The 22,205-nt window shown below is 38.0% G+C and carries 19 protein-coding genes; 11 read left to right on the top strand and 8 right to left on the bottom strand.

Annotated elements, in window-relative coordinates; all coding sequences use genetic code 11:
• Nucleotides 1–159: 159 nt before the first annotated feature.
• The 3 genes from trpB to H4O18_RS18360 all read right to left on the bottom strand — a co-directional run bounded on the left by trpB (nucleotide 160) and on the right by H4O18_RS18360 (nucleotide 2,443).
• A complete protein-coding gene (trpB, locus tag H4O18_RS18370) occupies nucleotides 160–1,371 on the bottom strand; it encodes a tryptophan synthase subunit beta (protein ID WP_187587363.1) in 1,212 nt (403 codons plus the stop codon).
• A gap of 242 nt (nucleotides 1,372–1,613) precedes the next feature.
• Nucleotides 1,614–2,072, bottom strand: a complete 459-nt coding sequence (locus H4O18_RS18365; protein ID WP_187587361.1) for a thioredoxin family protein — start codon at nucleotides 2,070–2,072, stop codon at nucleotides 1,614–1,616.
• A 44-nt stretch (nucleotides 2,073–2,116) separates the two neighbouring features.
• Nucleotides 2,117–2,443: a YbaB/EbfC family nucleoid-associated protein gene (locus H4O18_RS18360; RefSeq protein WP_187587359.1), complete on the bottom strand. Its 327-nt coding sequence runs from the start codon at nucleotides 2,441–2,443 to the stop codon at nucleotides 2,117–2,119.
• A 192-nt stretch (nucleotides 2,444–2,635) separates the two neighbouring features.
• Here H4O18_RS18360 and H4O18_RS18355 point away from each other — a divergent pair, with 192 nt between their 5' ends.
• The 3 genes from H4O18_RS18355 to capB all read left to right on the top strand — a co-directional run bounded on the left by H4O18_RS18355 (nucleotide 2,636) and on the right by capB (nucleotide 7,202).
• On the top strand, nucleotides 2,636–4,696 hold the full coding sequence (locus H4O18_RS18355) for a S9 family peptidase (RefSeq protein ID WP_187587357.1): 2,061 nt from the start codon (nucleotides 2,636–2,638) through the stop codon (nucleotides 4,694–4,696).
• Between the two features lie 81 nt (nucleotides 4,697–4,777).
• Entirely contained in the window at nucleotides 4,778–5,818 is a 1,041-nt protein-coding gene (gene capA, locus H4O18_RS18350) for a cysteate synthase (protein WP_187587355.1), read from the top strand.
• 124 nt (nucleotides 5,819–5,942) lie between these two features.
• Nucleotides 5,943–7,202, top strand: a complete 1,260-nt coding sequence (gene capB / locus H4O18_RS18345) for a cysteate-C-fatty acyltransferase (RefSeq protein ID WP_187587353.1) — start codon at nucleotides 5,943–5,945, stop codon at nucleotides 7,200–7,202.
• A 200-nt stretch (nucleotides 7,203–7,402) separates the two neighbouring features.
• Here capB and H4O18_RS18340 read toward each other — a convergent pair whose 3' ends face one another.
• From H4O18_RS18340 to H4O18_RS18320, 5 genes are all read right to left on the bottom strand, one after another.
• Nucleotides 7,403–8,359: a sterol desaturase family protein gene (locus tag H4O18_RS18340; protein ID WP_187587351.1), complete on the bottom strand. Its 957-nt coding sequence runs from the start codon at nucleotides 8,357–8,359 to the stop codon at nucleotides 7,403–7,405.
• Between the two features lie 133 nt (nucleotides 8,360–8,492).
• Nucleotides 8,493–11,168: a DNA gyrase/topoisomerase IV subunit A gene (locus H4O18_RS18335; RefSeq protein ID WP_187587349.1), complete on the bottom strand. Its 2,676-nt coding sequence runs from the start codon at nucleotides 11,166–11,168 to the stop codon at nucleotides 8,493–8,495.
• Between the two features lie 45 nt (nucleotides 11,169–11,213).
• Nucleotides 11,214–13,076, bottom strand: coding sequence for a DNA topoisomerase IV subunit B (locus tag H4O18_RS18330; RefSeq protein WP_187587347.1), 1,863 nt, complete (start codon nucleotides 13,074–13,076; stop codon nucleotides 11,214–11,216).
• Between the two features lie 513 nt (nucleotides 13,077–13,589).
• A complete protein-coding gene (locus H4O18_RS18325) occupies nucleotides 13,590–14,141 on the bottom strand; it encodes a GNAT family N-acetyltransferase (protein WP_187587345.1) in 552 nt (183 codons plus the stop codon).
• Entirely contained in the window at nucleotides 14,138–14,785 is a 648-nt protein-coding gene (locus H4O18_RS18320) for an alpha/beta hydrolase (RefSeq protein ID WP_187587343.1), read from the bottom strand. Before H4O18_RS18320 ends, H4O18_RS18325 begins: the two co-directional genes overlap by 4 nt.
• Nucleotides 14,786–14,855: 70 nt before the next feature.
• Between H4O18_RS18320 and H4O18_RS18315 the strand changes: the two genes are divergently transcribed.
• The 8 genes from H4O18_RS18315 (at nucleotide 14,856) to H4O18_RS18280 (ending at nucleotide 21,995) form a co-directional block, all read left to right on the top strand.
• Nucleotides 14,856–15,278, top strand: a complete 423-nt coding sequence (locus H4O18_RS18315; RefSeq protein ID WP_187587341.1) for a PaaI family thioesterase — start codon at nucleotides 14,856–14,858, stop codon at nucleotides 15,276–15,278.
• A 1-nt stretch (nucleotide 15,279) separates the two neighbouring features.
• Nucleotides 15,280–16,389 (top strand): chorismate-binding protein, encoded by a 1,110-nt coding sequence (locus H4O18_RS18310; protein WP_187587339.1) that lies wholly within the window; start codon nucleotides 15,280–15,282, stop codon nucleotides 16,387–16,389.
• A gap of 56 nt (nucleotides 16,390–16,445) precedes the next feature.
• A complete protein-coding gene (menD, locus tag H4O18_RS18305) occupies nucleotides 16,446–18,200 on the top strand; it encodes a 2-succinyl-5-enolpyruvyl-6-hydroxy-3-cyclohexene-1-carboxylate synthase (RefSeq protein WP_187587337.1) in 1,755 nt (584 codons plus the stop codon).
• A gap of 37 nt (nucleotides 18,201–18,237) precedes the next feature.
• Nucleotides 18,238–18,582 (top strand): DUF2853 family protein, encoded by a 345-nt coding sequence (locus tag H4O18_RS18300; RefSeq protein WP_187587335.1) that lies wholly within the window; start codon nucleotides 18,238–18,240, stop codon nucleotides 18,580–18,582.
• Between the two features lie 88 nt (nucleotides 18,583–18,670).
• On the top strand, nucleotides 18,671–19,501 hold the full coding sequence (locus H4O18_RS18295) for a CvfB family protein (protein WP_187587333.1): 831 nt from the start codon (nucleotides 18,671–18,673) through the stop codon (nucleotides 19,499–19,501).
• Nucleotides 19,502–19,684: 183 nt separating this feature from the next.
• Nucleotides 19,685–20,296, top strand: coding sequence for an SPOR domain-containing protein (locus H4O18_RS18290; RefSeq protein WP_187587331.1), 612 nt, complete (start codon nucleotides 19,685–19,687; stop codon nucleotides 20,294–20,296).
• A 1-nt stretch (nucleotide 20,297) separates the two neighbouring features.
• Nucleotides 20,298–21,206 (top strand): 1,4-dihydroxy-2-naphthoate octaprenyltransferase, encoded by a 909-nt coding sequence (menA, locus tag H4O18_RS18285; protein ID WP_187587329.1) that lies wholly within the window; start codon nucleotides 20,298–20,300, stop codon nucleotides 21,204–21,206.
• A gap of 33 nt (nucleotides 21,207–21,239) precedes the next feature.
• Nucleotides 21,240–21,995 carry a LytR/AlgR family response regulator transcription factor gene (locus H4O18_RS18280; protein WP_187587327.1) on the top strand — a complete coding sequence of 252 codons (756 nt, stop codon included), beginning with the start codon at nucleotides 21,240–21,242 and terminating at the stop codon, nucleotides 21,993–21,995.
• Nucleotides 21,996–22,205: the final 210 nt, after the last annotated feature.

The following is a 22,205-nucleotide window of genomic DNA, read 5'->3' as shown; positions in this document are numbered from 1 at the left end:
CTATAAATATACCGTGAATCATAACTATCGACAGAACTATTATTAAAATTAATTCAATTCCTCGAATACCTATGTAAAAGCTGGGTTGTGGGTAAAAAAAGGAGTCTTAAAGCTACAGATTATAGCATTTAGACTCCCTTTCTTTTAGTTTTTTGGATATTATTTTTCAATTTCAGGTAGACCGAAAGTATCTACAACATAATCAATATCCTTATCGCCCCTACCACTTAGGTTGACCAAAATGGAGGACTGCGGATTTTGTTGCGCCAATTTTATGGCGTAGGCCACAGCGTGTGCGCTTTCCAAGGCAGGGATAATACCTTCCAAGCGACTTAATTCGTAAAAGGCATCTATAGTTTCCTGGTCAGAAACTACTTCATAGTTTACTTTTTTAAGATCTTTCAACATACTGTGTTCCGGACCCACACCTGGGTAATCCAGACCGCTGGCTACAGAATGTACGGCTCCCGGTTCACCCTTATCATCTTTTAGCATATAACATTTAAACCCATGTATTACTCCTGGTGTGCCCAGAGTCATAGTGGCGGCATGTTCGCCGTATTCCATGGATCGGCCACCGGGTTCCACTCCGTACAAGGTACATTCAGGTTCATCGAGAAAGGAGGAGAATATTCCCATGGCATTACTGCCGCCTCCAACACAGGCTACCACCTTGTCAGGTAATTCTCCGGTCATTTCAAAAAATTGTTCCTTAGCTTCAATACCCACGACACGCTGAAAATCGCGGACCATCATGGGAAATGGATGTGGACCTACCACAGAGCCTATGCAATAAATTGTTGTAACGGGGTCTTTTAAATAGGCTTCAAATGCTGAATCTACAGCCTCTTTCAAGGTTTTTAGGCCATGGGAAACCGGGACTACTTTTGCGCCAAGGATTTTCATCCTAACCACATTGGGATGTTCTTTGGCAATATCCACTTCTCCCATATGGATTTCGCATTCCAATCCAAAATAGGCCGCTGCGGTGGCCAAGGCAACACCGTGCTGACCGGCTCCCGTTTCCGCAATTAGTTTCTTTTTACCCAAGTGTTTTGCCAAAAGGGCCTCTCCCATACAATGGTTTAGTTTATGGGCACCGGTATGATTAAGATCTTCTCGTTTAAGATATATTCTTCCTCCGTATTTTTCGGACAGCCTATTGCAATTATAAACAGGCGTTGGGCGACCTTGATAGTGCTTGCGAATGCTACGCAGTTCCGAAATAAAATTATGCGATTTGCTGATGGAATAATAGGCGTCTGTAATTTTTTTCATTTCCGCTTCAAGAACGGGAGGAATAAAAGCACCACCGTACTCTTTAAAAAAACCATTTTTATCTGGATAGGTTTTAAAATAATTTTCCGTCATAATAAATGTGAAGTTTGTAATGTATAAATAAGTTAGAAGGCAAAAAACAAATGCCCTTACAATTATAATGAATTCTAAAATAAATATAGACTTTTCCTGAAGGGAATAAAGGCTTGTGCCAGCTTCTTTTTAGCCTGTAGTAAGCGTTAATTAAATAAGGCCGGCTAAATAGAAAAGGATTTAATTTTTGTAAAAATACGATCTGAAGTAATAATAAAAAAAAGAATTGGTTGGGGTCTAAATCACATTTTTCTATTCCGTCTAAGAAAGTCCATGTACTTTTCCACATCCCCTTTAGTGCCATATCCCGAAAGTGTGGCCACTTCTTTTTCTTCGGTACTTACCAAACTTATGAGCGGAAAAATGCCCCTTTTGTTCCATTGTGATAACAATTCCTTGTTTTGTTTCATTTCATCAGGAGTAAGGCGGTCTTTTTTTCGGGGCAGATCTACATATAGGAGTACATAGTCCTTGGCCACTTCCTTAAATTGATCGGTCTCGAACAAATCTTTTTTTAAAGCTTTACATGGAGAGCACCAATCACTTCCGGTAAAATACATCAGGATGTTGGAATTGGTTTTTTTGGCCATTATTTGAGCACTGTTATAATCGGTTAACCAATCGGTTTCTTGGGTATCTACACTGTTGTTTTGTGCATTAACAAGAAATGGAAACAAGAGTAATATGAAAAAATTCTTCATTAATAAGAGTTTTGATTAAATGGCTGTGCTAAACTTACTTAAATTTATTTCAAAAACGAATCCATTCCCGGAATATTCGGCATACCCTCCTTGGCAACAGCAGCCAATTCGTTTTCATTTATAGTAGTGGCTTTTTCAATTGCCTTGTTCAGGGTAAGGATCAGATAATCCTCCAATTGTTCCTTGTCACCTAAAAGGCTATCATCTATGGTAATCGATTTAATGGTTCTATTGGCAGTAATACTTACTTTTAGCAAATCGTCCGGAGATTGCTCATCGAGTATTACCGTATTCATTCTTTCTTTAGTGGCTTTTACTTTTTCTTGGGTTTCTTTCAATTTCCCCAACATGCCCATCATATCTCCAAACATAATTATAGATTTAAAAAGTTCTTCCCCCAAAATTACTAAAATGGTTGGGATTAATAAAAATAATAGGTGATCCTTATAAATATAGTTGTTTTTAGAGGCATGCAATTTAATTATGGATAAAGCTCATATTTAATCAGGTAGGTGGCATTTAAATATTATTTTTGCGCATTCTTATTAAAAACATCTATACTCATGCAGCGGGAATTGAAAGCACCAAGTGCAAAAAAAATTGAGAAGCAATTAATAAAGCACGATGATGTTAGGATAGACAATTACTATTGGTTGAACGAAAGGGAAAATCCAGAGGTAATTGCTTTTTTGGAACAGGAAAATGCATACTACGAGGCGTTGACGGCCCATACCAATGAATTAAAGGACAGTTTGTTCCAGGAGATGAAATCCAGGATCAAGGAAGATGATTCTTCCGTACCCTACAAGTTTAATGGGTATTGGTATGCCACGCGCTATGAAGTGGGAAAGGAATATCCAATTTTTGCGAGAAGGTTTGAAAAAGAGGATGCTGCGGAGGAAATAATGTTCAATTGCAATATTTTGGCAGAAGGGTTCGACTATTTTAACTTGGGAGGCCTGTCTATTAGTCCTAACAACGAACTTGCGGCATTTGGGGTAGATACGGTTTCACGAAGACAATATACACTACGGATAAAGAATTTACGCACCCAGGAAGTATATAAGGATACAATAGAGAACACAACAGGAAGTGCGGTTTGGGCAAATGACAATAAGACTTTGTTCTATACCAAAAAGGACCCTAAGACCTTAAGGTCCAATAATATCTATAAGCACATTTTAGGGACATCTCCCGAGGAGGATGAACTGGTTTTTCATGAGGAGGACGAAACCTTCACCACCTTTGTCTATAAAACAAAATCCAAGGAATTTATTGTTATTGGTTCTTCAAGTACACTAACATCGGAATTTCAAATACTGAGGGCGGATGATCCCAACGGAAAATTTCATGTTTTTTCAAAAAGGGTAAGAGGGCAGGAGTATTCATTATCCCATTACGAAGACAATTTTTATATTCTGACCAATATGGACGGGGCAACCAATTTTAAATTGATGACAACCCCTGAAGATAAAACAGAATCCGATAACTGGGTAGACTTTATTCCACATAGGGAGGAAGTGTTGCTTGAGGATATTGAGATGTTTAATGATTATTATGTGTTGTCCGAGCGTGAAAATGGCTTAAATCAGTTGAAAATTGTCCGATGGGATACTGGAGAAAGCTATTATTTGCCCTTTGACAATGAAACCTATACAGCCTACGTGGGTACCAATCCGGATTTTGATACGGAAATTCTCAGGTATGGATATAACTCCATGACCACCCCTAGTTCTATCATTGATTTTAATATGAGGACAAAGGAGAAGGTTGTTAAAAAGGAACAGGAGGTATTGGGTGGAAAATTTAAAAAGGAGAACTATATTTCCGAAAGGATATGGGCAACTGCCCAAGATGGTAAAAAAGTTCCGATCTCTTTGGTCTATCACAAAAACACTAAGTTGGACGGTACCAGTCCATTATTGCAATACGCCTACGGGTCTTATGGTCACACCATAGATCCATACTTTTCCACTGTACGCTTAAGCCTGTTGGACCGAGGTTTTATATATGCCATTGCCCATGTAAGGGGCGGGGAATATCTGGGACGCACTTGGTATGAAGAAGGGAGATTGCTAAACAAAATAAATACGTTTACCGATTTTATAGATTGTTCCAAATTTCTAATTGAAAGGAAGTATACAAGTCCCGAACACCTTTACGCTTCCGGGGGTTCCGCAGGGGGACTTTTAATGGGGGCTATAGTTAACCTATGCCCAGAAATATATAACGGCGTAATTGCTGCCGTTCCCTTTGTTGATGTACTGACCACTATGTTAGACGATACTATTCCCTTGACCACAGGAGAATATGACGAATGGGGCAATCCTAACGTAAAGGAATATTATGATTATATGAAATCCTATTCGCCCTATGACAATGTATCACGACAAATACAGCCCAATATTTTGGTTATAACGGGATTGCATGATTCCCAAGTGCAATACTTTGAACCTGCAAAATGGGTAGCCAAACTTAGAGAGTATAAAACGGACAATAATTTGTTGATGTTCAATATTAACATGGATGCAGGTCATGGCGGTGCTTCAGGGCGTTTTGAGTCCCTAAAAGAGGTGGCCAAGGAATATGCATTTTTGTTAGATTTGGAGCATAAAATTCGTTAATCCAAAAAAAAGACTAATTTTGTCCTATCAATATTGGCATAAATCAATAATGTCGATAAGTTCTAAACCTAGAAATTGTTTATGGAACAAAAGATAAACGCTTGTAACAACCTCCTAGAACTTGTAGGAAACACCCCATTAATCAAACTAAATAAAATAGCTGCCAACCTTGAAGGTAATTTTTACGCTAAGGTAGAAGGCTTTAATCCAGGACATTCTTCCAAAGACCGTATAGCCCTTTATATTATTGAAGAGGCGGAGCGCAGGGGATTGTTGAAGAAGGGGAGTACCATTATAGAAACCACTTCGGGGAATACGGGTTTTAGCATTGCCATGATCAGTATTATTAAAGGTTACGATTGCATATTGGCAGTAAGTTCAAAATCTTCCAAAGATAAAATAGACATGTTAAGGTCTATGGGGGCAAAAGTCTATGTTTGTCCTGCTCACGTAAGTGCCGATGACCCCAGGTCCTATTATGAAGTAGCCAAAAGATTGCACGAGGAAACTGAGGGATCTATATATATCAATCAATATTTTAATGCTTTAAATTCCGAAGCCCACTACAAAAGTACTGGACCGGAAATATGGCAACAGACCAATGGACATATCACCCATTTGGTTGCCTGTAGCGGTACAGGAGGTACTATTTCGGGTACGGCCAAGTATCTGAAAGAGCAAAATCCGAATATTCGTGTCATAGGAGTGGATGCTTTTGGTTCCGTTCTTAAAAAGTACCATGAAACCGGAGAATTTGATACTAAGGAGATTTATCCATATAGAATTGAAGGCTTGGGTAAAAATTTGATACCTACTGCCACCAACTTCGAGGTAATAGATGAGTTTATTAAGGTTACCGATGAAGAAAGCGCTCATACGGCTAGGGAGATATCCAGAACCGAGGGACTTTTTGTTGGTTATACTAGCGGTGCAGTTATGCAAGCGGTGAGGCAATTGGAAGAAATGGGAGAGTTTAATGAAGATAGCAATGTGGTAGTTATTTTTCCCGATCACGGTTCCAGGTATATGAGTAAGATATACAGTGACCAATGGATGTCCGATCAAGGTTTCTTTGATAGTAAGAATGTTGAAGAGCCACAAAAAATAGAATTCTTAAAGTAAGGAGTATGTAAAACTTATGATATTAAAAGCAGCGGTTCATAAGTCGTTGCTTTTTATGTATTAAATAAGTTGCATATGCATATTAAAAATATATACTTTTGCAGTAATAATCAATGTAGGCTAGATGAGAGATTTATTTGACAGAATTATCGAAAATAAAGGTCCTTTAGGGAAATGGGCTTCCCAAGCAGAGGGGTATTTTGTATTTCCAAAATTAGAGGGCCCTATATCCAATAGGATGAAGTTTCAAGGAAAGGAAGTAATTACTTGGAGTATTAATGATTACTTGGGATTGGCCAATTTGCCGGAAGTTAAAAAGGTAGATGGCGAAGCGGCATTGGAGTACGGTGCGGCTTTTCCTATGGGAGCTAGAATGATGAGTGGTCATACGGATTTCCACGAACAATTGGAGCAGGAATTGGCCGAATTTGTTAAAAAAGAGTCTGCTTATTTATTGAACTTTGGCTACCAAGGAATGGTTTCTGCCATTGATGCTTTGGTTTCCAAAGATGATATTATTGTATACGATGTTGATGCACATGCCTGTATTATAGATGGAGTACGTTTGCATATGGGTAAGCGTTTTACCTTTAAGCACAACGATATTGAAAGTCTTGAGAAAAACTTGGATCGCGCCGTTAAAATGGCCGATCAGACCGGAGGAGGTATATTGGTTATATCCGAAGGTGTTTTTGGTATGCGTGGAGAACAGGGCAAGCTTAAGGAAATTGTAGCCCTTAAGAAGAAATATAATTTTAGATTGTTTGTAGATGATGCACATGGTTTTGGAACTTTGGGTAAAACTGGAGCCGGGGCAGGTGAGGAGCAAGGAATACAAGATGATATAGATGTTTATTTTGCAACTTTTGCAAAATCTATGGCGGGTATCGGTGCCTTTTTGGCAGCGGATAAAGAGATTATAGATTATCTTAAATATAACTTGCGTTCCCAAATGTTTGCAAAATCATTACCGATGATTTATGTAAAAGGAGCTTTAAAGAGGTTGGATATGTTACGCACCCAACCAGAGCTTAAAGCTAAACTATGGGAAAACGTTGACGCGTTGCAAAATGGACTTAAAGAAAGAGGCTTTGATATAGGAACCACAACTAGTTGTGTTACGCCTGTTTATCTTAATGGAAGTATTCCGGAAGCCATGGCATTGGTAAAAGATTTAAGGGAGAATTTTGGAATATTCTGTTCTATTGTAGTATATCCTGTAATCCCTAAAGGCTTGATTCTATTAAGGATGATTCCTACGGCTACCCATACCCTACAAGACGTTTCCGAAACCTTGGAGGCCTTCTCTGTAATTCGTGAGCGCTTGCAGAATGGTACCTATAAAAGGTTGTCTGCAGCAGTTGCAGCAGCAATGGGAGAATAAAACTTTTTCAACAATAATAGAAAAAGCCAACTTATTAATTTAAGTTGGCTTTTGCTTTTTATATCATAAGGTAGAAGTGGCTGAGGAGTCTTTTGAGACTGTTTCCCAATAATATTATGCTCTAGGTTTAATTACCCAAAGAACAGGAATTTAAAGCCTTAGAGGTGGTTAAGTAGATAGAGGTTGTAAACAGCCTATTCTTAATTTGGTCTGCTAAATGCTACCTCGGGATTGGCATTCTTTTGCTCCTTAAACAATCGTTGTTGCTGTTTCACAGTAAGTGTGCTGCCATCCGGACTCCATCCAGGAGGGCCGAAAATATACATAAGGGCGTGTGAAAGTTTTTTCGACTTCTTTACATCTTGATATATATCCTTGAATTCATGCGTTAGGATAACTACCGGATTGTGTGAATTAGGTGCGTGAATAACACCGTACTTAACGTCAACATCGTCATCCAACTCTTTCCATGTTCCAAAAATTTTGTCAAAAATATTTAAAAAACCACCATGATTCTTGTCCAAATATTCCACATTTTGTGCGTGGTGTACTTGATGCATGGTGTGCGTGTTGAATATTTTTTCTATGAATCCCATTTTAGGGACATAAACGGAATGTAATTGAAATTGCCATAGAGCTTCGATTCCCAAGCACACGACCACCATTTCCGGGGGGAAACCAATTGCTGGCATCCACATGTAAAATAAAGGTTTATATAGTATGGTAAACCATCCGTTGCGCACCGCTGTACCCAGGTTAAAGTTGTCCGAGGAATGATGTACTATATGGGCAGCCCATAGGATTCGGACTTCATGATTGGCCCTGTGAAACCAGTAGTAGGTAAAATCGTCCGCTAACTGGCACAGTAGCCAGATGTACCAGGCGTATCCGAATGATGTATATCCAAGAATGTTGGTTCTAATCCCGTCTGTAACCGGATTGAATAATTCATAGGTGAATTCAAATATTACAATCGCGGATACAACCTTGATCAGTGGGGCAATAATGGCAGATCCAACGCCCATAAAACCACTGGCTGCCAAATCTTTCCAATCATACAAATGATCATCTCCATGGGTCTTGCTATAGGTAAGTTCCAAGAGAATGAAAGCAATAAAACAGGGCACGCCATATACCAGGGGGTTGGTAAAATCCATATAAAAATCAGTTTTCGCAAATATAATGTATTATTGTACGAATCCTGAAGTAATTATGCCAATTAACCTTTAAATTGTGAGAATAAAAAGATAAACAAAGTGTTGGCAAATCGAATAATTACCCAGGAACGTCTTAAAATAGTGTTGTTTGTGTTTCGTCGTCTTCTTGGGACGAATTTTTTGGTTTTTTGTGTTCTTCTTCAGTTGTCTTTGATGTATCGGATTTAGGTTTATTGGTCGATGTTACATTTTCTTCATCCACCACCTCTATTTCACTTGTTTCACTCTCCTTAGGTTCCTCGTAAGGTAGGGGTTCCAGTGCGTTTATATTTTTAACCTTATCCGAAGTCAGCTGATTGCCTAAAGCTTTTATTCCTTTTATGGATATAAACTCTTCTAAATCAACTATCTGATTCGGTTTTGCATCTTTCCCTCGTGGTTTGGTGAATTCAATCTCTACAACAGGCCGCCAGTCTGTGGAAACGAGCTCTAGGAACGATTTTGAATGTTCTGAAATAAACAATTCTTCTTTGTTTTCGTTCTCAATCAAGAAACGCTTCACATAGTAGCGGTCCTTTTCCCCTTCATAGTAGATTGCCGATAGGGGTTTGTTTGGGTTCCATTTTTCCAAAACCACCATATCTTCATCAAAATGGGTGGATAGGTTGGGGATGAATGTTTTGGCCACTCCTTTTTGAGTGACTACCAATAACATATCGTCGCCCTTAAATTCTCCTAACAATTCTCCTCTACCGTCTACATTCAATCTGCGGACAATTTCATCGAACCATATTTTTCTAGGTTTCAGGGTGGAAACTCCTTTTTCCTTTAATTCAATTCGCTTCACAGAGTATTTGGTAACAATGTTGCCTTTAGAGGCTCTGCCTTTGATCAATACATCTGCGAAATCAATATCCCACTTTAATTTCTTAATACTTCCTACCTGTCTTAATAGAACGGTAATAACTTCGGCCTCTCCGTTGGGATTGGCAGAAAAATATAGTACTTCGGATTGTGGCTTTCCGGTAGTAAGGTCGTAAGGTTTGTCTCTGGTAACCCCGGTAACATTAAACCTTTTGATGTAACTGGGTCCGCCCTTACCATCTTTATATATCATATTGTAGATGGTTCGTTTGTCCTTTTTCTTGAAGACCGCTACATGAATAATGTTTTTACCTACAAATATCTTTGAATCTACTTTGGCAATCATCATTTTGCCATCCCGGGTAAAAACAATGATATCATCTATATCGCTGCAATCGGTTACATATTCATCCCGCTTCAAAGAGGTGCCAACAAAGCCTTCCTCCCGATTTACATATAACTTAGTATTTCTAATAACTACCTTGGTAGCTTCAATATCGTCAAAAATTCGGATTTCAGATTTACGCTCCCGACCCTTGCCGTATTTCTCCTTTAGCGATTTAAAGTAGTTGATGGCAAATTCGATTAGGTTGGCTAAATGATGTTTTACTTCAGCAATTTTTTCCTCCAGACTGTCCAAAAACTGTTGGGCCTTGTCCAAATCGAACTTAGAGATTCTTTTGATCCTTATTTCTGTAAGCCTAACAATATCATCTTCGGTAACTTTTCTTTTTAAGTGTTTGGTGAATGGCGCAAGACCCTTGTCTATGGCTGCAATAACGCCCTCCCAGGTTTCTTCTTCTTCAATGTCCCTATAGATTCTATTTTCAATGAAAATACGCTCAAGGGAGGCAAAATGCCATTGCTCTTCCAGTTCTCCAAGTTGTATTTCCAATTCCGCCTTTAGCAATTCCACGGTATAATCTGTAGAGCGCTGCAGCATTTCGGTAACCCCTATAAATAGGGGTTTATTGTCCTCGATAATACAACCTAATGGGGATATGGAGGACTCACAGGAAGTAAAGGCGTATAGGGCGTCTATAGTCTTGTCCGGCGAGAGGCCGGATGGCAGGTGAACCAAAATTTCTACTTCCGCGGCCGTGTTATCCTCAATTTTCTTGATTTTTATCTTCCCCTTTTCATTTGCTTTTAGGATGGAGTCTATTAAAGAAGATGTATTGGTGCCGTAAGGTATCTCTTTGATTACCAAGGTGTTTTTGTCCAACTGCTGTATCTTGGCCCGTACTCTTATTTTTCCACCCCTCAATCCATCATTGTAATTGCTTACATCTATAATACCTGAAGTTGGAAAGTCGGGATAAATCGTAAATCGCTGCCCTTTCAGATGTTTTATAGAGGCGTCTATAAGCTCTATGAAATTATGTGGAAGCACTTTAGTGGAGAGTCCCACAGCAATACCCTCCGCACCCTGTGCCAACAAGAGCGGGAATTTAACAGGAAGATTTACAGGCTCCTTTTTTCTGCCATCATAAGATTGCTGCCATTCAGTAATTTTTGGACTAAAGACCACTTCCAGGGCAAACTTGGTCAACCTGGCTTCAATGTAACGGGAGGCTGCTGCACTATCCCCGGTTAAAATGTTTCCCCAGTTACCTTGGGTGTCTATTAAAAGGTCTTTTTGACCTATTTGAACCATCGCATCAGCGATACTTGCGTCACCATGAGGGTGGTATTGCATGGTGTGGCCCACAACATTGGCTACCTTGTTGTATCTACCATCGTCCAACTCCTTTAGCGCATGCATGATCCTTCGCTGAACAGGTTTAAATCCGTCCTCGATTGCGGGAACTGCACGTTCTAAAATTACATAGGAAGCATAATCTAAAAACCAGTCTTTGTACATTCCCGTTACTTTCGTAAGGGCGTCATTGGATTCTTCTTGATTTTCTTGTGGTACTTCGTTCAGTTCTTCATTCTCTTCCATAAAGAAAGATTCGTATTAGTTTGGCCTGCTTGTCGGCAGACAGGTTTATAATTGGTTTTCTTCAACTAAGTCAACCTCTACTTTGAGATTTTTAATAATAAATTCTTGCCGGTCAGGGGTGTTTTTTCCCATATAAAACTCCAACATGGTTTCTATAGGCATGGCTTTGTCCAACATCACAGGTTCCAATCTTATGTCTTCCCCAATAAAATGCTGAAATTCATCGGGAGAGATTTCGCCCAGTCCTTTGAATCTCGTCAATTCGGGCTTTCCTGATAACTTTTCAATGGCCTGTAGTTTTTCCTCATGACTGTAGCAGTAATAGGTGTCCTTTTTATTACGGACCCTAAACAATGGTGTCTGTAGTATATATAGGTGGTTTTCTTTGATAAGTTCCGGGAAAAATTGAAGAAAAAAAGTAATCAGCAATAGCCTAATGTGCATTCCGTCAACATCGGCATCCGTTGCTATTACAATTTTGTTATATCTTAAATCCTCCATGGATTCCTCAATGTTCAATGCGGCCTGCAGCAGGTTGAACTCCTCGTTTTCGTAAACAATTTTTTTGGACATGCCGTAAGAGTTCAAGGGCTTCCCCCTTAAACTAAATACGGCTTGGGTGTTTACGTCCCGCGATTTTGTGATAGATCCCGAAGCTGAATCTCCCTCCGTGATAAACAAAGTGCTTTCCAAGCAGCGGTCATTTTTGGAATCTGCCAAATGCACTCTACAATCCCTTAATTTTTTATTGTGAAGACTGGCTTTTTTTGCCCTGTCTTTCGCTAGTTTTCGAATACCGGACAGTTCTTTTCGCTCCCGCTCTGCCTGCATTATTTTGCGCTGAAGCTTTTCGGCAGTGTCAGGATTCTTATGAAGATAGTTGTTGAGTTGGGTACCCACAAAATCGTTGATATAGGTTCGTACCGTGGGTAAATCGCCTCCCATATCCGTAGACCCCAATTTGGTTTTGGTCTGACTCTCAAAAACGGGCTCCATAACCTTTATTGCTATAGCGGAAATAATGGACTTTCTTATATCCGATGGGTCATAGTTCTTGCCGTAAAAATCCCTTATCGTCTTTACTATGGCCTCTCTAAATGCCGTTTGATGCGTTCCACCTTGTGTAGTATTCTGTCCGTTTACGAATGAATGATATTCCTCGCTGTATTGTGTTTTACTATGCGTAATGGCAATTTCAATATCATTGCCCTTTAGGTGGATTATGGGGTAAGTCATATCCTCCAAACTGTTATTGTCCTCTAATAAATCTTTAAGTCCATTTTCAGAGAAAAATTTCTCGCCATTGAAGATAATCGTCAATCCGGGATTGAGGTATACATAGTTCTTGAGCATGCGTTCCACATACTCGTTTCTGTACTTGTATTTTTTAAATATAATTTCGTCCGGGGTGAAGGATACTTTGGTTCCTTTTCGCTTTGAGGTATCTTCAGGGCCCAATTCGGCAACAAGGTTTCCCTGTTGGAATTCAGCGGTTTTTAACATATTATCCCTTGAGGACTCTACTTTAAAAAAGCTGGATAAGGCGTTTACAGCTTTTGTACCAACCCCATTAAGACCTACCGATTTTTTAAAGGCTCTTGAATCGTATTTACCACCCGTGTTCATTTTGGATACGACATCCACTACCTTTCCCAAAGGTATTCCACGGCCATAATCCCGTACATTCACCACATTATCTTTGATAGCGATTTCTATGGTCTTGCCTGCTCCCATTACAAATTCATCTATACAGTTATCTATAACCTCTTTTAGGAGGATATAAATGCCATCATCTGCGGAGGATCCATCACCCAATTTGCCAATGTACATCCCCGGACGCATCCGGATATGTTCTTTCCAGTCTAATGAGCGAATGTTATCTTCTGTATATTGGGCGTTATCTGACATGATCTAGGGCTTTTTCCAAAGTGTTGCTAATATAGCAAGTGTTATAAAAAGATGAAACCCCTAAGCATTAAAGTAATTAACAAAGGAAACTATTGTTTTGTTGATAGTATTACGATTTTAATCAAAATAAATATACTTGACCTTGACCATAGAACCATATTTTTAATTGTGAAGTTAGTTGTAACTACACAATGGAGTTATTGTTCATAAAGAATAACATTAATTCAATCCTGGATCTAGACCATTGGAAATGATAGTTATGCCGCATTATCCTCTCTTAATCAAGAACATATTCCTGCTAAAGTGGTGGTGGCATTACTAGAATTTAAGCAAATACTTGGGTAACATCCCTTAAATTTAATGATAAAAGAAAAGTAACCCAAGTATAAAGCAATAATTTAGGAAACAATAGAATGTTGGATCGTAGTCAAAATGTATATTCCGATCGGAATTATAACAATGTGATTTGACCAAAAAAATAAATAGGGTTCATTTCCCTAATTTCAAATCTACTTATCTATTCCATTCCTCCTTTAATATCCCATAGCAACAGGTGTTTCTTTTATATCCATCCAATAGGTAAACATTTTTGTGTAGAATGCCTTCCAATTTTGCACCTAATTTTTCAACTGCCTTACGGGAGCGAACATTGCGTTCGTCAATTCTAAATTCGACCTTTTCGAAAAGCAATTCATGAAATACATAATTGAGCATTAGTAATTTCATTTGCCCATTTAGGCCGGTACCATGAAATTCGCGGCCTATCCATGTTGACCCTATTTCAAGAACTTTGTTTTTGTGGTCGATGTTCATGAATCGGGTACTCCCGGCGTATTTTGAGCATTTTTTATCATAGATGATAAAAGGCATGGCAGAAAAATCGCGTTCCTTTTCCAAGGCTTGTTCCACGTACTTTCTCAGAGCTTCGGCAGACTCTATATCCGAAGGGGAATATTGCACAAGTTTTTCTTGACTGGCAATGGGTAACAGCAGATGATAATTTCTTAAAGTTAAGGGGGCCAGTTTAACAAAATCGTTTTCCAGAGTAGGGGTAGTGGTTCTCATTTGACCAGATTATTAAGAACTTCCTTTTTTATTTCGTGTCCACCCTCAAATGTAATCAATTGGGCTCTTCCACTAAACAGGGTGTCAACTTTTCCCTGTTCCTTATTTAGTCGGGCTTCGGTGATAAATTCGTCATTATTTCCGATCACCAATTTTATCTTGGCATTTTTGGATACTGGATATTCAAAATCTTCAGGAGTAAGTTCTTCGGGGATTCCACCGGCATATAATATCAGCTGGTCAAAACTGATTTTACTTTTGGCAACCCATCGCGTGGCGATGGATACCCCTTGGGAAAATCCCAGAATAATGAGTTGGCAATGGTCCGGAATTTTTTCCATAGCATACAGATTATCCATATAGCTTAGAACATTTTCCGTTTCCATTATTCTATTTTCTTTGGTAAGCCAACTGGCGCCAACATGTTTAAAATCTTTATTCAAATAGTATTTTGAAGGTGCCTGAGGAGCTATAATGTAGTTGTCCTCCTTGGGCAATCCTTTAAAATACTTAAGAAAGTATCTGCTTAAAAATCCTATACCATGAAAAACTATCCAGACATTTTTGGTGTTTTTACTTAGCTTATTCAAGGTGCTATAAGTATTGGTGGCCGTATATGAAATTTGCTTTTCTTTGGGTTCCATAATTTTGGATAAGGGATAAAGTAACACAATAGTTGAATTTCTAATGCTTAATTTTACAAAAAATTAATTCATGAACGAATACAAAGAAAAAATACTCCGAATTTGTAATGAGTCCAGCAAAGGAACTTTGATGGAAACCTTGGAGATCGAGTATATAGATGTGGGTGAAAATTTTTTATTGGCCAAAATGCCTGTTACCCCTAAAGTTCATCAACCGGACGGTATTTTACACGGGGGTGCAACTGTGGCATTGGCGGAAAGCGTAGCAAGTGCTGGTTGTTTTATTTTTCTGAATACCAAGGAATTTTTCGTTCGTGGATTGGAAATTTCTGCCAATCATGTCAAGAGTATTCGTGAAGGTGATGTTTTTGCAAAGGCCGTAATTTTGCATAAGGGGCGTACCACACAAATTTGGGATATTAAGGTAACGGATGCGGATGGGAATCTAATTTCAATTTGTAAATTAACTACGGTTTCATTACCTAGAAAATAGTATGTCTTTAAGTTTTTTGGATCAAATTAGTAAACAGTTCCATAATGGTCTTCCTTTTGTTGCTTATAGGAAACCCAATGAGGTTGATGTAAAGGTGATTTTTCAAAAGGACCAAGAATTGTATTATGTGAACGATTATACAGAAAGTGGTTTTGTTTTTGCCCCGTTCAATGCGCATAGCCCTGCCGTTTTAATTAAGAACGAAGAGACTTTTGTTGAAACCTTTGAGTCGGGACCAGGGTATTCCGACAGCACTATAACCTTCCCGCTAGATAAGGATTCTGATAAAGATTTTTATCTCAAATTAATTAATAAGGCGATTGATAAAATTGAATCTGGCACAATTAACAAAGTAGTTCTTTCCAGAAGTATTGATTTGGAAATTTCCAAGTCACCTTTTGCTTTGTTCAAGGAATTGGTGCATCAATATACAACAGCTTTTTGCTATATCTGGTTTCATCCTAAAGTTGGTTTGTGGCTTGGGGCCACCCCTGAAATATTTCTTGAAACCCGCAACGATCAATTCAAAACTATGTCCTTGGCGGGAACTCAATTATATAGTGGAGAAAAAGTTCCCAATTGGGGAGATAAAGAGCTGGTGGAGCAAGAAATGGTAACCCAGTTCATCCGTGAATCTTTGAAGGATAAGGTCTCTTCCTTGTTGGTATCCAAAGCAATATCCGCTAGGGCAGGAAATCTTTGGCATATTAAAACTTCTGTATCGGGTAAGATGAATACATCAGGTCTTAAAGAAATAATAAATGTATTACATCCAACCCCAGCCGTTTGCGGGGTACCAAAAATGGTGGCCAAGGAGTTTATTCTAAAAAACGAGAATCATGACCGACAGTATTATACCGGATTTTTGGGTGAATTAAATTTTAAGGAAGATATTAGTAGGCGATTATCTAGGAAAAATCAGGAAAATAGGGCTTATAGGACCATAAAGAACAAAACTTCATTATACGTGAATTTGAGATGTATGCAAGTTATTGGGAATATGGTAAAGGTGTATGTGGGGGGTGGCATAACCAAAGGATCTGTCCCAGAAAAGGAATGGCAGGAGACACAGGATAAAAGTAGCACCATGTTGAATATAGTTTTAAAGTAATCTTAAAAGAGAAATTCAGCTGGTTTTAGAATTGGCTGCGTTGTATTTTTGCAGTAATGAAATATTCCAGTATTCCCTCCGCACAGTCAGTTGTCTATCATTGCAAGGCAAGGGGCATAAGAAATATAATTATTTCTCCGGGGTCGAGAAATGCGCCCTTGACCATAAGTTTTTCGGAAGACCCTTTTTTTAAGTGCTTCAGTATCGTAGACGAGCGTTGTGCAGCATTTTTTGCCTTGGGTATTGCCCAACAGCTCAGGGAACCTACAGTGATTTTGTGCACCTCCGGTAGCGCATTGTTAAACTATTATCCTGCTGTTGCGGAAGCTTTTTATAGTGATATTCCCATAATTGTTATTTCTGCGGATAGACCCCCTTATAAAGTGGATATAGGGGACGGACAAACCATTAGGCAGGAGAATGTTTTTCAGAACCACATTGGTTATTCCGCAAATCTTAAACAGGATGTAAGTCATGCCACCGATAAAATACGGAAATATGATCCAGATCAATTAACACATATTAGTTCAGATCAATCCCAAGCTAGCGTACAAAAGTATAATGATGCAGAACTGGACAAGGCTATGGATGTGGCCTTTTCCAATTCTACGCCGGTACATATAAACATTCCTTTTGAAGAGCCTTTATATGTAACTGTTGACTCGCCTGGTCCTTTACCGGAAGTTAATTTTATGCAAGTCCAGGAACAAGGTGGCGGAGAGGAATGGCAAGATTACCTTGAAACCTGGCAAAACGCCTCCCGAAAAATGATTCTTGTTGGCGTAAATCCACCAAACACGGTAGAGCAGCGGTATTTGGAAATTCTGGCAAAAGACCCGTCGGTTATAGTATTGACCGAAAGTACATCCAATCTATTTCATCCCAACTTTTTCCCCAATATTGATAGTATTATAGCTCCTATAGAGAAATCAGGGGACAGGGATGAATTATTTAAAATGTTGCAACCTGAAATTGTTCTAACTTTTGGGGGGCTAATTGTCTCAAAAAAAATAAAAGCCTTTTTAAGGGAGTATTCCCCTTTACAGCATTGGCATGTTGGTGCCAAAAAGGCGAACGACACATTTTTTTGTCTAAAAAAACATTTTAAGATCAGTCCCAATGATTTTTTTACATACTTTTTAGCAAATAGTCCCTCTATAGAAAGTGGTTATTATGCCTACTGGGCCAGTAAAAAGGTTCATTACAGGTTGAAAAGAAAAGAGTACCTGAATGAAATAGCATTTTCGGATATGTGGGTCTTCCATAATGTGCTGAACAGCGTCCCCAAGAATTATCAATTGCAATTGTCCAACAGTTCTACTGTTAGGTATGCACAATTGTTCGATCTGGACCCCTCTATAAGTGTTTTCTGTAATCGTGGCACTAGTGGTATAGATGGAAGTACTTCGACTGCTGTAGGGGCTTCTGTTTATGACAGTGATCCCACATTGTTGGTAACGGGCGACTTGAGTTTTCTCTATGATAGTAATGCATTGTGGAATAATTATATTAAACCTAATTTCAGGATAATAGTCATCAATAATGACGGAGGAGGCATTTTTAGAATCTTACCGGGAAAAGAGGATAGCAATAATTTTAATACCTTCTTCGAGACAACGCATAATATAGATATCCGGTCCATTGCTGAAATGTATAGGTTTGGATTTGAATCTGTTTCAAATAAATTGGACTTAAAAAATGCTTTGGATGATTTTTATAAAGAGTCCGAAAAACCACAAATATTGGAAATTAAAACCCCTAGATTATTAAATGACAAAATTTTGCTTAGTTATTTTGATTTTATATCTTAGAAGGATATAAACCTAATCCTTAAGAATATTCACAATTATGAGCAAAAGAGACGAATTAATCGAAAAATATGCCGCAGACATCAAAGATAAGTTTGGTGAAACGCCAAATATGGATTTATTGACCAAAGTCACCATAGGATTGGGACCATCTATTTACAACATGGATGCCTCAAAAGTTTCCGGTTCGGATGACAAAGAATTGCAAACAGTTAAAAATAACTTTTTGATTAAAAAACTTGGCTTGAAGGATAGTCCTCAATTAATGGATGCCATAAAGAGCGTAACGGATAAATACGGTAGTTCAGTTAAGAGCAAACACCGAGCTGTTGTCTATTATATGTTGGCAAAACACTTCAAAAAAGAATCTGTTTATAAGAAATAGAATCTATACATAATTATATCTTCAAGCCGTCCTTTTAAAAAGAGCGGCTTTTTTTTTTAGAGATTCTTTTTAAACGTATTTTTGCGCTATGATAGCACTTGGGAAATATAATAATTTGGAAATATTAAGGGATACGACTGTAGGTCTCTTTTTGGGTGATGATGAAGATAATGATGTATTGCTGCCCAATAAATATGTGCCGGAAGAATTTGAGATTGGTGACCGTATAGATGTTTTTTGCTATTTGGATCATGAAGAGAGAATTGTGGCAACCACACTAATACCATTTGTCACCGTTGATCAGTTTCAATTACTTCAGGTAGCCGAAGTGAATGAGTACGGAGCCTTTATGGATTGGGGATTGGAAAAGCATTTACTGGTTCCTTTTAGGGAACAGCGGAATAAAATGCAAGAAGGTCAATGGTATGTTGTGTACTGTTATTTGGACGAAAAAACGGATAGGTTGGTAGCCTCCAATAAATTGGATAGGTTTTTATCCAATGATGACTTAACGGTGAGTGCATTGGACGAGGTTGATTTAGTGGTTACCAGACTCACCGATCTGGGGTGGGAGGTAATTATAAACCATAAACACAAAGGTTTGGTCTACGCCAACGAAGTTTTTAAAAAAGTAGCCATAGGCGATAAATTAAAAGGGTACATCAAAAATATTAGACCGGATAATAAGATAGATGTTAGCTTGCAGCCCATAGGATATGAAAGTTTGGAGCCCGCTGCAAATCTAATTTATGAAAAACTTGTTTCCAATGGCGGGGTCTTAAATTTACACGACAAATCTGATCCTGAGGATATTAAGAAAATGTTGCAGATGAGCAAGAAGACATTTAAAAAGGGTGTTGGTGCTTTGTACAAGGAGCGTAAAATTGAAATTAAGCCCGATAGCATTCGCTTAATATAAAAATGGCTTAGTTTAAATAAAGGACTTTAAATAAATGAAGTTCAATATTTTAAGGATTTTTGGCTTTAATTATTTGTCGTTTTGCAACAAAAACTATTACTTTTACAACAAGCAAGTTTAAAAAGCTAATTAGTCGATTTATTTTTATTACTTTTAGAACTCACCCCCTAAACAATTAAGACTATGCCATTCATAGAGGAAAGTGATTTATTGGAATTGCATAAGGACATAGACAAGGCCCAAATTATAAATGAGCGTCTATTGGATCAAATAAAATATAAGAACAAGGAATTAAAACGAAGTAAGATTCAGCGCAATCTATTTGGCAGTGTTACCATACTTTTTTTAATTGGTACCCTGGCCGTTTTCTCCTACAATGCTGGATTTATTAGGTCGTCGAATTTTGAAAATAGAAATAACCTCAGAAATAATCTCTTGGTATCCATAGATAGTTTGGATGTTATTAAATCGAGAATTGACAATCTCAAGGAACAGAATGAAGAACTTAGCCTAGTAAAGGAGTTTTATCTGGCCAAAAAGTTTTTGGATAAAGAAAAGATCTATTCGGTACAGGTTAAATCCTTTGTAGACAACAATATAACCCTTGCGTCCGAGTCACTTAGCAATACAATTTTCGCAAAAACCAATCCTTTCTATTCCTATTCTTTAGGTAATTTTGAAACTTTGGAGGAAGCCAGATCATTTAGGTTTCAATTGGTGAAAATGGGCTTTGAAGATGCTTTCGTTGCTTCATACAAAGAAGGAAAGCGGGTAGAAATAGAAGATCCATATTAAATTGCCTAAAATAAAAGCTTGGATTAGTGCGGCCCGTTTGAGGACACTTCCCCTTTCCTTGTCCGGAATAGTTGTTGGTTCGGCTCTGGGAAGTTTGTATGGCCAATTCCATTGGGACATTTTTGTATTCGCACTTTTAACTACGGTGGCATTTCAAATTACTTCAAATTTTGCCAATGACTATGGCGATGGCATTAAAGGCACCGATAATGAAAATAGGGTAGGACCTAAGCGCGCACTTCAAAGCGGACAACTTTCCCGAACGGAACTTAAAAAGGGTATAATATTTTCGATTGCTGTTTGTGCAATATTGGTTATTTCCCTTTTATACCTCTCTTTTGGTACTAAAAACCTTTTGTTTAGTTTAATTTTTGGCGCTTTGGGAATTCTGAGTATATGGGCGGCCATAAAATATACTATTGGATCCTCGGCCTACGGATATAAAGGCTTGGGTGATTTGTTTGTATTCCTGTTTTTTGGATTGCTAGGGGTACTGGGGTCAATGTTTCTTTATACTAAAGCACTATATGTAATGCCCGTTTTTCCGGCTATAGCCATTGGATTATTAAGTACCGGGGTACTTAATCTTAATAATTTGAGGGATTATGAATCGGATAAGCTTTCCAATAAAAATACCTTGATCGTTAAAATGGGGATACAAAACGGAAAAAAATATCATGTGCTGCTTATATTATTAAGTTTTATTAGCATGTTGGCCTTTACCATCGTAAATTTCCATAATTGGAAAAATACAATTCATTTGTTGGCATTTGTACCTATATTTATACATCTGAATAAAATGTGGAAGCTGAAGAATACAGTTCTACTAGACCCTGAATTGAAGAAGTTGGCACTAAGTACTTTTTTATTGGCAATTCTCTTTTATTTTAGTTTTAATAATTTTTCGTAATTTTGAGTTAATAACCAATCAAATAAATACACTTTGGAACAACCAATTAGAATTCTTATTGTAGAGGACAACGTGATTATTGCAGATGACATGCAATCGATGTTGGAGGAGATTGGATACGAAATCGTGGACAATGTTATTGTTTACGAACAGGCAGTAGAGGTTTTAAAAAATAAGGAAGTTGATCTAGTGCTGATTGACATAATTTTAGCCTCGGATAAAACTGGTATCGACCTGGGCAAGCACATCCGGGAAAACTATAACATCCCATTTATTTTTGTAACATCAAATTCAGATCGGGCCACCGTTGAAAATGCCAAGACCGTAAAGCCTAATGGTTATTTGGTTAAACCATTTGAACAACAGGATTTGTATACTTCCATTGAAATTGCACTATCTAACTTTATTTCCGTTAAAAATAACGGGGCAGGGGAAAGTCAGGAACAGGAAGATGATAGGTTAATGTCCAACAAAGTATTGAAGGATTCAATTTTTGTTAAAAAGCAACATTTGTATTATCGAATTCAGTTTGGTGATATACAGTTCATAAAGGCGGACAACGTTTATTTGGAAGTAAATACAGTAGATAAGAAGTTTTTGGTACGTTCTCCTCTCAAGGATTATCTAGAGAAATTACCACAACAAAAATTTTATAGGGCACATAAATCCTATATCGTTAATGTGGATCATATTGATGCCATTAACTCCAAGGATATTCTGATTAACAATACTTTGATTCCTATTTCGAAAGAATTTAAGGAATTCATTATTTCGGCTATGAATTCTTAATGAATACATACCGTAAGGGATATTAAGGTGCTTTAGAGCACCTTTTTTCGTTTATATGTATGATGGTTTCATTTCAGCTAATGTTGGATCAAGAACAATTGTTGTGTTTATGCAAATATTGTGGTCAATCTATAAAGGAAGAATTCTACGTTTTTGACTCCTCTGAATTGCGCTCTAAAAGCTTTTATTTTTGCATTGAATGATTCCGCC

The organism is Arenibacter arenosicollis (genome assembly GCF_014397245.1).
Classification (GTDB): Bacteria; Bacteroidota; Bacteroidia; order Flavobacteriales; family Flavobacteriaceae; genus Arenibacter; species Arenibacter arenosicollis.
This window is presented reverse-complemented; position numbering and strand designations above follow the sequence as displayed.